The 12793-nt window shown below is 56.2% G+C and carries 14 protein-coding genes and 1 pseudogene; 10 read left to right on the forward strand and 5 right to left on the reverse strand.

The window, feature by feature from the left end:
* The first annotated feature begins 369 nt into the window (after positions 1 to 369).
* From P0O24_RS03590 to P0O24_RS03605, 4 genes are all read left to right on the forward strand, one after another.
* Positions 370 to 807 carry a hypothetical protein gene (locus P0O24_RS03590; RefSeq protein ID WP_316968369.1) on the forward strand — a complete coding sequence of 146 codons (438 nt, stop codon included), beginning with the start codon at positions 370 to 372 and terminating at the stop codon, positions 805 to 807.
* 149 nt (positions 808 to 956) lie between these two features.
* Positions 957 to 2294, forward strand: a complete 1338-nt coding sequence (locus P0O24_RS03595) for a glutamine synthetase family protein (RefSeq protein ID WP_316968370.1) — start codon at positions 957 to 959, stop codon at positions 2292 to 2294.
* Positions 2295 to 2615: 321 nt separating this feature from the next.
* On the forward strand, positions 2616 to 3809 hold the full coding sequence (locus P0O24_RS03600; protein ID WP_394356678.1) for an ammonium transporter: 1194 nt from the start codon (positions 2616 to 2618) through the stop codon (positions 3807 to 3809).
* A gap of 64 nt (positions 3810 to 3873) precedes the next feature.
* Positions 3874 to 4212 (forward strand): P-II family nitrogen regulator, encoded by a 339-nt coding sequence (locus P0O24_RS03605; RefSeq protein ID WP_316968372.1) that lies wholly within the window; start codon positions 3874 to 3876, stop codon positions 4210 to 4212.
* A 51-nt stretch (positions 4213 to 4263) separates the two neighbouring features.
* Here the strand turns inward: P0O24_RS03605 and P0O24_RS03610 are convergent, their stop codons facing one another.
* A complete protein-coding gene (locus tag P0O24_RS03610) occupies positions 4264 to 4830 on the reverse strand; it encodes a GNAT family N-acetyltransferase (RefSeq protein ID WP_316968373.1) in 567 nt (188 codons plus the stop codon).
* A 140-nt stretch (positions 4831 to 4970) separates the two neighbouring features.
* On the opposite strand from P0O24_RS03610, the pseudogene P0O24_RS03615 reads away from it, so the two are divergent.
* A pseudogene (locus P0O24_RS03615) lies at positions 4971 to 5153 on the forward strand (P-II family nitrogen regulator); the annotation flags it as partial.
* A gap of 429 nt (positions 5154 to 5582) precedes the next feature.
* On the opposite strand, the gene P0O24_RS03620 reads toward P0O24_RS03615, so the two are convergent.
* Positions 5583 to 6146, reverse strand: coding sequence for a hypothetical protein (locus P0O24_RS03620; protein ID WP_316968374.1), 564 nt, complete (start codon positions 6144 to 6146; stop codon positions 5583 to 5585).
* An 86-nt stretch (positions 6147 to 6232) separates the two neighbouring features.
* Positions 6233 to 7108, reverse strand: coding sequence for a hypothetical protein (locus P0O24_RS03625; protein WP_316968375.1), 876 nt, complete (start codon positions 7106 to 7108; stop codon positions 6233 to 6235).
* Between the two features lie 95 nt (positions 7109 to 7203).
* Between P0O24_RS03625 and P0O24_RS03630 the strand changes: the two genes are divergently transcribed.
* Positions 7204 to 7440 carry a hypothetical protein gene (locus tag P0O24_RS03630; protein WP_316968376.1) on the forward strand — a complete coding sequence of 79 codons (237 nt, stop codon included), beginning with the start codon at positions 7204 to 7206 and terminating at the stop codon, positions 7438 to 7440.
* 15 nt (positions 7441 to 7455) lie between these two features.
* Here P0O24_RS03630 and P0O24_RS03635 read toward each other — a convergent pair whose 3' ends face one another.
* Both P0O24_RS03635 and P0O24_RS03640 read right to left on the reverse strand, forming a co-directional pair.
* The gene (locus P0O24_RS03635) at positions 7456 to 7737 is read right to left on the reverse strand and encodes a hypothetical protein (RefSeq protein WP_316968377.1); all 282 of its coding nucleotides are present in this window, start codon (positions 7735 to 7737) and stop codon (positions 7456 to 7458) included.
* A gap of 51 nt (positions 7738 to 7788) precedes the next feature.
* Positions 7789 to 8883, reverse strand: coding sequence for a type I restriction endonuclease (locus tag P0O24_RS03640; protein ID WP_316968378.1), 1095 nt, complete (start codon positions 8881 to 8883; stop codon positions 7789 to 7791).
* A gap of 81 nt (positions 8884 to 8964) precedes the next feature.
* Between P0O24_RS03640 and P0O24_RS03645 the strand changes: the two genes are divergently transcribed.
* From P0O24_RS03645 to P0O24_RS03660, 4 genes are all read left to right on the forward strand, one after another.
* The gene (locus P0O24_RS03645) at positions 8965 to 9189 is read left to right on the forward strand and encodes a hypothetical protein (protein WP_316968379.1); all 225 of its coding nucleotides are present in this window, start codon (positions 8965 to 8967) and stop codon (positions 9187 to 9189) included.
* 122 nt (positions 9190 to 9311) lie between these two features.
* Positions 9312 to 10454, forward strand: coding sequence for a class II glutamine amidotransferase (locus tag P0O24_RS03650; RefSeq protein WP_316968380.1), 1143 nt, complete (start codon positions 9312 to 9314; stop codon positions 10452 to 10454).
* Positions 10454 to 11968: a glutamate synthase-related protein gene (locus tag P0O24_RS03655; protein ID WP_316968381.1), complete on the forward strand. Its 1515-nt coding sequence runs from the start codon at positions 10454 to 10456 to the stop codon at positions 11966 to 11968. The genes P0O24_RS03650 and P0O24_RS03655 overlap by 1 nt, the downstream gene beginning before the upstream one ends.
* 7 nt (positions 11969 to 11975) lie before the next feature.
* Entirely contained in the window at positions 11976 to 12785 is an 810-nt protein-coding gene (locus tag P0O24_RS03660) for a GltB/FmdC/FwdC-like GXGXG domain-containing protein (protein ID WP_316968382.1), read from the forward strand.
* The last annotated feature ends 8 nt before the right edge of the window (positions 12786 to 12793 follow it).

Genomic DNA, 12793 nt, shown 5'->3' on the forward strand with positions numbered 1-12793 from the left:
AAGCCCATCCATCGCCGATCCAATCGCCCTTTTGCGCCGACATTTTGGAGGGGTGGGGCAGAAGGACGGCCCCTTCGGTACCTCCGGCCAGAAACATTATATATTTTTGTTTGATATCCCAGTCTGGGGCTGGACCTCAACCGACGGAGTGGAGAAGGTCGGACCGATTTCGACCGGAGAAGGGCAGAAGGGATGAGCGAGTTCGACCTTTTAATCCCATCGAAGAGTCCGGATCCCAAGAGATGTGGCGGCGTTGAGCGGTGGAGAAGGTATGATCGCCAGCGGTGGATATCGCATCATCCGGTCGAAGATCTCCGGATAGATCTGCAATAACAAAGGTAGGACGAGAGGATAGAGGGTGATATTGAGATGAGGACATCCGTTGTGCTTTTAGGGCTGATGGCCTTGGTACTTCCGTTGGTCGCCCCGGCGGGCGGCCAGGTCGAATTCGCCTTTGGAGAGGAGGGGGCCCAGGAGCGGTTCGAGAAGGGGATAGGCGGCCCCTGGATCGTCAGCGAGAAGGAGGATAGAGGTTGGCACCCCTTCACCTTCACCAAAGCTGAGTTTCCCGACTTCAGGACCGCGTTCCAAAAGGAGATAGAGGAGGCGAAGGGCGACCTCGACGATCTCGCCCTTCTGGGTTACGTATCGATAGTCAGCGGCAACTTGACGGTGGCAGACCCTGTGGAGGGCGGGTTTACGATACCCCAGCTTGCAGGAACTTACCCGATATACGGGATCGTAGACGAGGAGGAGGGGCTCAGGGCCCTTTATATCGACCTGGCGCCGGATGATCAGGTCGCCTGATCTGAGGATCAACGATCTGAGGATCAGTTTTCTATTTTTCTCCGGCGTTCGAGGGTTTTTCGATCTTAAAACTTCATATCTATTGTGAAATCGTCTCAAAAAGATATAAATCGCCGGGGATGACTCTTTTGTCCGGAGGCAAAAAAGAGATGGTAACGTCGTCCAGCAAGGATAAGGTGTTTGAGGCGATCGAATCAAAGGGCGTCAAGTTCGTAAGATTGTGGTTCACAGACATTCTGGGGCTCCCCAAGAGCTTTGCAATCTCTCCATCGGAGCTGGAAGGGGCTTTTGAGGAGGGCATGGGCTTCGACGGCTCGTCGATCCAGGGGTTCGCCCGGATCGAAGAGAGCGACATGGTAGCTAAGCCCGACCCCGAGACCTTTTCGATCCTCCCATGGAGGGCGAAGGAGGGTCAGAACGTCGGGAGGATGTTCTGCGACATCCTCCAGCCGGACGGTAGCCCCTATGAGGGCGACCCGAGGTACGTCTTGAAGAGGAACCTGGCGGCTCTGAAGGATATGGGCTACGACCTCTACGTCGGCCCGGAGCTGGAGTACTTCTACTTCAAAGACGACCGTGGGACCGATATCCTGGACAAGGGCGGCTACTTCGACGCCATGACGACGATGGACGCGGGGAGCAACCTGCGACGGGACACGATCCTGACCCTGGAGTCGATGGGGATCAACGTCGAGTACAGCCACCACGAGGTCGCCCCCTCCCAGCACGAGATAGACCTCCGCTACCAGGAGGCGCAGAAGATGGCCGACATCGTCATGACCTACAGGATCGTCGTCAAGGAGATAGCCCAGCAGCACGGCTACTACGCCACCTTCATGCCGAAACCGATCTTTGGGGAGAACGGGACGGGGATGCACGTCCACCAGTCGCTCTTCAAAGGGGGAAGAAACGCCTTCTTCGACCCCGACGACGGATACAACCTCTCCGATTTGGGCAAGCACTACATAGCGGGTCTTATGAAGAACGCTCCCGTCATCACGGCGGTGACGAACCAGTGGGTCAACTCCTATAAGAGGCTCGTCCCCGGATACGAGGCTCCAGTCTACATATCTTGGGCCAGGAGGAACAGGTCGGCTCTCGTCCGGATGCCGATGTACAAGCCCGGAAAGGAGAACGCCACCAGGGTCGAGTATCGGAGCCCAGACCCAGGCGCCAACCCCTACCTCGCCTTTGCGGTGATGCTCGCCGCCGGGATGGACGGGGTCAAGAACAAGTACGAGCTTCCCGAGCCGATCGAGCGGGACATATTCAAGATGACCGAGGCGGAGAAGGAGAAAGCCGGGATCATGTCCCTCCCCGGAAGCCTCATCGAGGCTCTGGCCCTCACCGAGAATAGCGACCTCATGAGAGAGGCGCTGGGCGAGCATGTCTTCACCAACTTCATAGCATCGAAGAAGGTGGAGTGGGACGAGTACAGGACCGATGTCAGCAAGTGGGAGATCGAGAAGTATCTGCCTCTGCTTTAGGCGGCCAGACCGGCGAAGCTGACGGCAAACTCCGTCGTCCGGATCGATGGGAAAACACCCTCCGGACGACCCCCCTTTTTCGCAGCCGGTCTTTTTGAATTCGGCGGTTCTTCTATCGACGGTCTGCGGGGATCTTTTATCTTCATTTGGTCAAGTCTTCGTTATGAAAATTTCATATATCTTAGGATTCTAACATATTAAAACATAAATATGCTTATTAAATAGACGCCTTTCTCTCAATTCATGAATCTGCCTTTGCGCGCGATCTTCCTGTTGGCTGCGCTCTTTGGGATCGTGGGGAACGTCGCTGCCGAGTCCGAGATAAACTCTGCCGACAACGCCTGGGTCCTCTTCAGCGCCGCCCTCGTCCTTCTCATGATCCCCGGGGTGGGGCTCTTCTACGGAGGGATGGTCAGAAAGAAGAACGCCATATCGACGATAATATTCAGCTTTGCGATCATGGGGACGATAAGCCTCCAGTGGATCCTTGTCGGGTACACCCTCGCCTTCGGCACCGACATCGGCGGCGTCATCGGTGGCCTGGATCATCTGGGCCTCCGAGGGGTGGGGATGGAGGCGATGGAGGGGTTGTCCATACCATCCCTCACCTTCATGATATTCCAGGCGATGTTCGCCGTCATCACCGTCTCCCTGATCACGGGGAGCTACGTCGAGAGGATCAAGTTCAGCTCATTTCTCGTCTTCTCCCTCGCCTGGGCGACCCTCGTCTACGACCCCATAGCCCACTGGGTTTGGGGCGGCGGCTTCCTCTCCGCCATGGGGGCCCTCGACTTCGCCGGCGGGATCGTCGTCCACATCAGCGCTGGGGTCTCTGCTCTCGCGATAGCGATGGTCATCGGTCCCAGGAGGGGCTTTGGGAGGGACCCGATGGAGCCCCACAACATACCCACCACAGTTCTGGGGGCTGCCCTCCTCTGGTTTGGGTGGTTTGGGTTCAACGCTGGGTCAGCCTTGGCCGCCGACGGGATCGCAGCCAACGCCTTCGTCGCCACCAACACCTCCGCCGCCGCTGCGGCGACGACCTGGATGTTCCTCTCCTGGCGGGACCGGGCGCCGAGCGCCCTGGGGATCGTGACGGGGGCGGTGGCGGGGCTTGCGGCAATAACGCCTGCCGCCGGGTTTGTGACCCCCATCGCCGCGGTGCCGATAGGCGTAGGCGCCGCCATCGTCGGCTACTATGCGATCCTCTTCATCCGGGGCGGCAGGAGGGTCGACGACTCCCTGGACGTCCTCGCCTGCCACGGGATCGGGTCGACCTGGGGGGTCGTCGCCACTGGGATCTTCGCCTCCATCGGCGCCTCGGGCCTTCTTGCGGGCAACCCCTCCCAGCTCTTCGTCCAGACGGCGGCAGTCGCCATAGTCTGGGTCTACTCCTTCGTCGCCACCTTCGTGATCGCAAAGGCGGTGGATGCGGCCATGGGCCTTCGGGTCGGCAACGACGAGGAGGCGGTGGGCCTCGACATCAGCCAGCACGGCGAGGGGGCTTACGTCTGAAGAGCTCGGTGAAGATGGTGGGGTTGGGGGTTGTAGTTCGAAGCGGATCTAGGAGGATTCTGAGATGAAGAAGGTTGAGGCTATAATAAGGCCCGAGAGGCTCAGCTCGGTGAGAAAGGTCCTGGACAAAAACGGCTTTCCCGGCATGTCGGCGACGGAGATCAAGGGGCGGGGCCGCCAGAAGGGGGTATCCCTCCAGTGGCGGGCCGGCGACTACAAGGTGGAGTTTCTCCCGAAGGTGAAGCTGGAGGTGGTGGTGGAGGACGAAGACGCCGACCGGCTCATCGACCTCATCTGCGATGCCGCCCACACCGGCGAGGCGGGGGACGGCAAGATCTTCGTCTACCCGGTGGTGGACGTCATCAGGGTGAGGACGAGGGAGAGGGGGTCGGGGGCGGTATAACCGCAGTGCACCCCCCTTCTCCGATCCGCCCTTCCCCGCCCCAAAGCTTTTTTAATTCCTCCCTTTTCCCCTGACCTCGAAGAACCGGCTTTTGGCGAGGCTGTAGCGGCGCCCCCGATATACAACGCCGTTCACCTCCTTCTCGGCCGATCCCTCGAAGGTCATCCCCAGCTTTTCGGCGACCTTCACCGAGGCGGCGTTCTCGGTGGCCATGGAGGCGAAGAGCCTCTCCACCCCAAGATTCGAGAAGGCGTACTCGACGAGGCCCGCCACCGCCTCTGAGGCGAAGCCTCGGCCCTGATATTCGGGGAGGATCACGTAGAAGATCTGGATCTCGCCGGGTTCCAGGTCGACTGGGGCCATGCCGCAGGAGCCAACGAACTTTCCCATCTCCTTCTCGACGACGGCCATGGCGAAGATCGGCTCCTCCGCGTCGTAGGAGGCGATCACCGCATTCAGGAGGCCTCGGACGGCCTCCTTAGTCTTCTGCTCTGGCGTCATGTCCAGGAGCCTTGTCGCCGCCTCATCGCTGAAGAAGGAGCGCATCGGCCCGAAGTCATCGAAGACGTGGCGCCTGATTTTGAGCCGGTCGGTCTCGATGGAGGGTGGAACTATCATGATCGACATTCGGCGCCGATCCATAAAAGGCGGTCGGTGGCGAGGGCGCCTGGAGGGCGGGATCGTGCGAAGGGCGCTCCCGCGGCGCCGGGGGTGCGGGCGGGGCCGCCAGAAGCGGGGTATCCCTCCAGCGGTGGGCCGGAGACTACAAGGTGGAGTTTCTCCCCAAGGTGAAGTCGGAGGTGGTGGTGGAGGACGAAGACGCCGACCGGCTCATCGACCTCATCTGCGATGCCGCCCACACCGGCGAGGCGGGGGACGGCAAGATCTTCGTCTACCCGGTGGTGGATCCGGCATTCCGCAGTAAGTCTATGCAAAATTAAGATTTTATTGCTTGCCAAAATGTGCATAAATTCAAACGTTTAACTCAAATTTTGTTTAAAATAATTTTACTAGAATTTGTCAACACGATATTAACAATTCAGTATATTATAAAAATTTAATAATTATATTCTTATTCTTTATGAAGCTGGCCTTATTTGATCTCTATACAGAGTCGATTGATATCTATTCTCAAAAAATCGATAGCAGGAAAATTAATGAGCGTTCAAACCGTTAATGCGAAATGCCGGGTGGATGCCATCAGGGTGAGGACGAGGGAGAGGGGGTCGGGGGCGGTATAGCTATCCCCTCCTCCGAGGCCGCCTCCCGCCGGGGGCGCTGGAGTTTGCGAGCGTGCCGGGGATGGAGCTGGGTCGGGGTGCGGGGACGGGCCGCCCGTCACGTCTCCTCCGGCTTTACCCTATTCGAGCCTACATGTACCTTATATCGTCGATGTAGATCGTAGCCCCTCCAGGGTTGTCCTCTCCGTCCAGCCGGAGGCTGAATAGCCCGCTGATGGAGGAGAGGTCTTTTCCCCTCAGATCCATGGAGAACCTTCTCCATTCATCCCCCAGGATGAGGGACTCGCGGCTCCGGGAGGAGTCGGCGGTTCCGCTGCGGTCGGGCTCGTACCCGTAGCCGAAGGTGACGGCCTCGCCGCCCCGGGCCCCCCGGGCTGCGAAGGAGAGGGTGGTAGCCCCCCTCAGATCGAGGCCGATGCCGGGCCCCCGCCTCCAGTCGCCGGTGGCCTGGATGAAGAGGGCTGCCCAAGTCTCGGTGGAGCTGTCGTAAGTTACTTTGGCACAGATATTTCCGCTGTGGGGGGCCTCTTTGGAGAAGGGGTCCACCGTCAGGGAGTCGGTTCCTCCATCGCTGCCTGTAAACCCTGACCAGGGATATTTGAGGGGGATCTCATCATACACGACGGTCTCTGCGGATGCGGCCCAGATTCCGGCCAGCAGATAAAGGGTCAAAGCCAATACGGTGGTCTTCATACGTAATCCTCTCGATGATATTTTATCCTGATTTTTTCTTTCATGCGAGATCTTATCTCAGGTCTTCTCAACTGTCGAGACCCATCTCAGGTCTTTGGTGAGTTGTCTATACTTACTGGAAAATTATCAGCCGTTTCGGAGGCGATTTTAGCAAGTTTGAGCTCCATTTTGTGATCGCCTCCATCCTCGATCTTATATCTATGATAGTGGTCCCGAACTTCAAACCTCACCGTCATCTTCCCGGCGTCATTCCCTGAGCGGTCCAAGTAACATTCGTCTGTCGTTGACCAGTTGCAGATGATATCCCAGTTGCGGTTTGATCCATTGAACTTTGAGAACCTGTACTCGATCTGATCGCCATCTTCGTCAGATGCGTTCGTTTCGAGCTTCCAAATCGATCCATCAAATTCTGCAGCTGATTTGCTGTTGATCTTAGGTGGTTGGTTTGGTAGCCGTATCTTATATTCCCTGCAAGCAGATTTATTCAGATCTCTCTCATCATAAACGATGACTTTGATGAAGTTGGGCCCCTTATCAGCTGGCCATATCACCCAGCTCCAGGAATTATCCTCCAACGGTCCCTGAACGCTATACCACTGATCGTCGGTGCCAGGGCCCTTCCTAAGAAACTCGTATATGAGGTTGTCTTTGTCAGGATCAGAAGCATGAACTGTGACGGTAATGGTGCTTCCTGTAGTAAATTCACCTGCAGGCGGGATGATATCTATTATTCTTGGGGGTTTGGGCATCATGTACAGCCCTGAGGAACCCACAACGATCAAAATTAAACCTATCGCTGCCAGGGCCTGGGCCTGCCTTCCTGTCAGAGCGATGGACTGTTTTACGAGAGCTGATATCAAGGGAGGACAGATCGCAGCTATGACGAGGATCACGCCCAGAATGATTGCAAATTTATATGTCAGCGGGGTCGACTCCAGGATCCCCGTAATGGATTCGATCATATCTCTTCATCTCCCAAATGTTTCGGCGACATCATCCACCGGGATTGCTTAAATATGTTAAGGAGTTCTAATGGGTTAAAAACATTTTGGAATGAATGGCTACGAACTTGATCCCGGCATCTCAGGAGTCTCTTCCTGATGCGCCCCTCGACGTGGCCGGCCTCGCCCTCCTCTTCGCCGCCCCGGGGCGAAAGTGCTTCTTTACGGTCCTCGGGATCGGGGGGGCTGCAGAGGCGGGTGGACCTATCCCGTCCTCCTCTGGATGGTGGGTTTTAGGGAGCATCAGGTGTGGTCTGAGGGGTCACATAAGTGTCTTCCACTTCAATCTATAAATCTTAAAAAATTCTTCATTTTATCTCGACTAAAAGATCGTCATCCGCATAGCCGAATAAAGAAATAATATTCTTCGAAATTCTTACAATCATATTCGCACTAAGATTTATCTCAACATATATGTCTGTACCTTTTATTCGTTCTGATGATCTCAATTCTCCAGGATTCTTTGTGAAATATGGCCTCTTTCGACCCGATAATGTGAGAACTTTTTCGAATTGGTCCTTATGAGATTCTTGCATGATATCACATATTTTAAGAAGCATGTTTCTCCAAGAATCCACTTCATATTTCACTCCTAAAAATTCAAAATATTTTATATTTGAACCTCTAAATCCTTGACCGTCTCAGATGGGATAAGTTCCATCGTAATATTTTACTATCGATTTTAATTTATTTTCATATTTATATATGTCATCTACCGCGTTTATAGGAACTGTTTTCTCGTTTTTCTGTTCATCAAATAAACCCAGATACTTTTGTAAACCGTTAAAGTAAAGACGGCAAATTGGTTTCCTGTTGTTATTATCCAATAGAACGTTACAATAACTTTTGACGTCTCTCATCGTCACTCGCTTTGCATCAATAAAATCGCGCAAAACGGTCTTCACTATATAATAACCTTCATATTCTTCTTCAGTAGTAATAATTTTATCGCTCGGTTGCTTCTCTTCAGCATCTTGTTCAACCGGACCATCTTTTATCATCTCACCTTCGGATATTATACGCTCTTCTGCTAGGGCGTATTTTAATCTCTCGCTGATTTTATCGTTAATGAACTGCTTCAATGCCTTCTTTGTAATTTGAGCGAATTGTTCTCTTACTGGTTGCGTCATTCTCCCAGAATATACTTGAGACGCGAAGAATTTGACGAATTCATCTGACGGATCTTTAGTTTGTTCTTCAATGATCTTTTTTATCTCCCTGGTATATTTAAGCTCAGAAGCCGTTGTTAGAATTGATTCTAAATTAAAGGATGATTTGGTAAATCTCTTCAATTCTTCCACGAGTAATTCGTCAATGTCCAGCATGTTAAATTCGAAAAATGGCTTATCATCCATTTTGTTTTGCTTTTCTAGATCAGAATAGAACCTGTAAATTATTCCATTAGTTAGAACCCCAAATCGGCCATCAGTTACACTGAAATATCGATAAAGTTGAGACGCATGTTCTTTCTCTAAATCAGAACCGCACCACTTGCATTCAAATAATATTATCGGCATTCCATCCTTAAGCACAGCATAATCTACCTTTTCCCTTTTTTTTGTTCCGACATCAGCCGTGAATTCGGGTACCACTTCCGTCGGATCGAATACATTGTATCCTAAAGCAGTAATGAATGGCAAAACTAAAGCATTCTTTGTGGCTTCTTCTGTTTGGATATGTCCAACCTGATTAGGAATTCGCCCTGCTAATTCACGGATTTTGTCGATGAAGTCCATTTTAGTTATCCCTCGAGTCTGGGTGAAATTTATAGCAAGAAAAATGTTTCGGTGTTATCGCATATTTGAATTTTAATTAAAATGAACGTCTTGAACGATTACTCTGCAGCAGTCTCGAATTACAGCTACTCTTTTGTTCTGGTCAACGAACTCCTCGCCTCGCTTCCTTTTGATCTCGCTGCCGACGCCTCCGACCTCATCTGGCCAACCGCCCTCGCCCCTTCACCCCATGCCCTCGATCTTCGAGACCCTCCCCCATCCCTCTCCCCAAAAACCCCCATCTTCCCCTTCCTTACTCCTTCATAACAATTATGAACCTTTCTCAACCTTTCTCAAATACCTATAAACCCTTTATTGAGACCACTTCATGTTTGCACGCATCGTCGATCCGGCAAAGATCGGGCCGAAGGATGGCGTTTGAGGTTATCATGCATCGGAAGAGAAGAAGCCGTAGAGAGCTTTACAACAAGGAGATCTGCGCCTGCTCCATCTTCGGGGCGATGAACCGGGAAGGCGACCGGTTCACCGGAGAGGGGGTGATGAAGGCTATAGCCAGCATGAGGGTCAGGGGTAACGGCCTCGGCGGCGGCTTTGCAGCCTACGGCATATACCCCGACCACCGGGACCTCTACGCCTTCCACCTCATGTTCACGGGCTCCACGGACCCGGCTAGAAGGGCGGCCAAGAAGGAGCTGGAGGCTCACCTCTCCAGGAAGTTCGATGTTTACTTCGACGAGGAGATCCCCACCGACGACTCCGTCTTCGTCAGGGACCCGCCCCTCCTCTGGCGGTACTTCGTCCTCCCCCGAAAAGAGGGGGATGACGCGGCGACGGCCGACGAGGACTACATCGTCGGAGAGATCATGGCGGTGAACACCAGAATCGAGAACGCCTACGTCTTCAGCTCCGGCAAAAACATGGGCTGCTTCAAGGGCGTCGGCTACCCCGAGGAGATCGGCGAGTACTTCATGCTCGACCGCCTCTACCGGGCCCATACCTGGACGGTCCACGGCCGGTTTCCGACCAACACCCAGGCCTGGTGGGGCGGAGCCCACCCCTTCGGCCTCCTGGACACGACGGTCGTCCACAACGGCGAGGTCTCCAGCTACGGGACGAACCGCTGGTACCTGGAGATGTACGGCTACGCCTGCACCCTCCAGACCGACACCGAGGTGATCGCCTACGCTGCGGATCTGCTCATGAGGAGGCAGAGGCTGCCGATCGACGTAGTCGCCAAGATCCTGGCGCCGCCGATCTGGAATGCCATCGACCGGATGGACGAGAAGGAGAAGAAGCTTCTGACGACCCTCCGGATGGCTTACGGGCCGCTCCTGATGAACGGCCCCTTCGCCGTCATCATCGGGGAGACGGGCCGGATGATCGGCCTCACCGACCGGATCAGGCTTCGCCCCCTCACGGCGGCGACGAAAGGGGAGATGTTCTACATCTCCAGCGAGGAGGCGTCCATCAGACTGATATCACCGAAGCTCGACCGGGTCTGGACCCCAAAGGGGGGCGAGCCGGTCATCGGCGAGATTAAGAGCATGAATAGGATGAAGAGGGTTTGTTGATGAGATCATTCGTCTTTCCAGAGTTTTCGATCATCAGGGACGAAGAGAGGTGCGGCTCGTGCCGCGGCTGCGAGAGGCAGTGCGCCTTCGGGGTCCATACCTACGACCCGGTCACCGACCGGCTGACCTCCGACGAGCAGAAGTGCGCCGGCTGCCAGAGGTGCGCCATCTTCTGCCCCGAGAAGGCGATAGTCGTCCGGCCCTCTCCGTCGTTCTACCGCCCCAACGCCTCCTGGTCTCGCGAGAAGATCGAGGACCTGAAGAGGCAGGCGGAGACGGGAGGGGTCCTCCTGACGGGCTGCGGCTCCGACAAGCCCTTCAGGATCTACTGGGACCACATCGTCCTCAACGCATCCCAGGTGACAAACCCCTCGATAGACCCCCTCCGGGAGCCGATGGAGCTTCGCACCTTTCTGGGGAGAAAGCCCGACATGCTCGACATCAGAGCCGAGGATGGGGACGTGGAGATAAGGACCGAGATCTCCCCCAACCTGACGGTGGAGACCCCGATCCTCTTCTCGGCGATGTCCTACGGGGCGATCAGCTACAACGCCTTCCGGTCTCTCGCGACGGCGGCCTGCAGGTCGGGGACCTACTTCAACACCGGCGAGGGCGGCCTCCCCCGGGAGATGCGGGACGAGTTCGGTCGGTGCGCCATCGTCCAGGTAGCCAGTGGCCGCTTCGGGATCGACGCCGAGTACCTCAACTGCGCCCAGGCGGTGGAGATCAAGGTGGGGCAGGGGGCGAAGCCCGGGATAGGCGGCCACCTCCCCGGAGAGAAGGTCTCCCTCGCCGTAGCGGAGACGAGGATGATCCCCCAGGGGACCGACGCCATCTCCCCGGCGCCCCATCACGACATCTACTCGATAGAGGACCTATCGACCCTCATCACCGCCCTCAAGGAGGTCACAAACTACGAGAAGCCCATCTCCGTCAAGATCGCCGCCGTCCACAACTTCGCCGCAATAGCCTCGGGGATCGTCCGGGCCGGCGCCGACATCATCGCCATCGACGGCCTTCGGGGCGGGACCGGAGCCGCACCCAAGGCGATCAGGGACAACGTGGGGATTCCGACGGAGCTGGCCATATCCTCCCTCGACCGGAGGCTCCGGGAGGAGGGGATAAGGAACCAGTGCTCCATCATAGCCGCCGGCGGGATCCGGTGCAGCTCCGACGTCGTCAAGGCGATCGCCCTCGGCGCCGACGCCGTCTACATAGGTTCTGCGGCGCTGATAGCCATGGGATGCACCCTCTGCCAGAAGTGCTACACCGGCAAGTGCAACTGGGGGATATGCACCCAGGACCCCCGGCTATCCGGGAGGCTGAACGTGGAGATCGCCTCGACGAGGCTCAGCAACCTCATATCCGCCTGGTCTCATGAGATCCGGGAGATGTTGGGAGGGATGGGGATCAACGCCCTCGAGAGCCTCCGCGGAAACCGCGACCACCTCCGAGGGGTGGGGCTCTACGAGTGGGAGCTGGACGTCCTCGGCATCAAAGGAGCCGGAGAGTGATAAACAAATGGCTAAAGCTTTTGTATTAGAGCCGGGCGTCAGGGCAGGTCCGTCCGGGGGGATGGGGGCTGCCGTCATCGACGCCGCGTCCCTTGAGACGAGAGAGCTGAACGACAGGCTCCGGGAGCTGATGCTATCCGGCGCCAGAAGGGTCCAGATCTCTAACGTTTGCGGTCAAAGGTACATAGGAACCCGCCTCTACACCCCTGAGCGGCTGAAGATGGAGATCGAGGTCTTGGGCACCGCTGGAAACGACCTCGCGGCCTTCCTCTCCGGCCACAAGATCACCGTCCACGGCAACGCCCAGGACGGCGTCGGAAACACCATGGACTCCGGGGAGGTGATCGTGAGGGGCAGGGCCGGAGACGTCCTGGGCTTCTCCATGCGGGGGGGCGAGATCTACATCCGGGACGGCTGCGGCTATCGGGCCGCCCTCCACATGAAGGAGTACCAGGGGAAGAGGCCGGTACTGGTCGTCGGCGGCGGGTGCCAGGACTTCCTCGGCGAGTACATGGCAGGAGGGGTCGTCATCGTCCTGGACCTCGAAGGCGAGATCCACGATGCCAGCTTCATCGGGACCGGGATGCACGGCGGCGTGATATACCTCCGGGGGACCGTCGAGGGGTCTCAGGTGGGCGACCAGGTGGATATATCCCCCGCGGAGGAGGCGGACATGGAGGTCCTCGAAGTTTACGTCTCCCGGTTCCTGGAGCGCTTCCCCGAGGTGGAGACGACCAAAGAGGAGATCCTCGCCTCCCCCTTCACCAGGCTCACCCCTCGGTCGAAGAGGCCTTACGGCGGTCTTTACGCTTACTAGATGGGGGT

The sequence above is a fragment of the Candidatus Methanocrinis alkalitolerans genome, assembly GCF_029167205.1.
In the GTDB taxonomy this organism is placed as follows: Archaea; Halobacteriota; Methanosarcinia; order Methanotrichales; family Methanotrichaceae; genus Methanocrinis; species Methanocrinis alkalitolerans.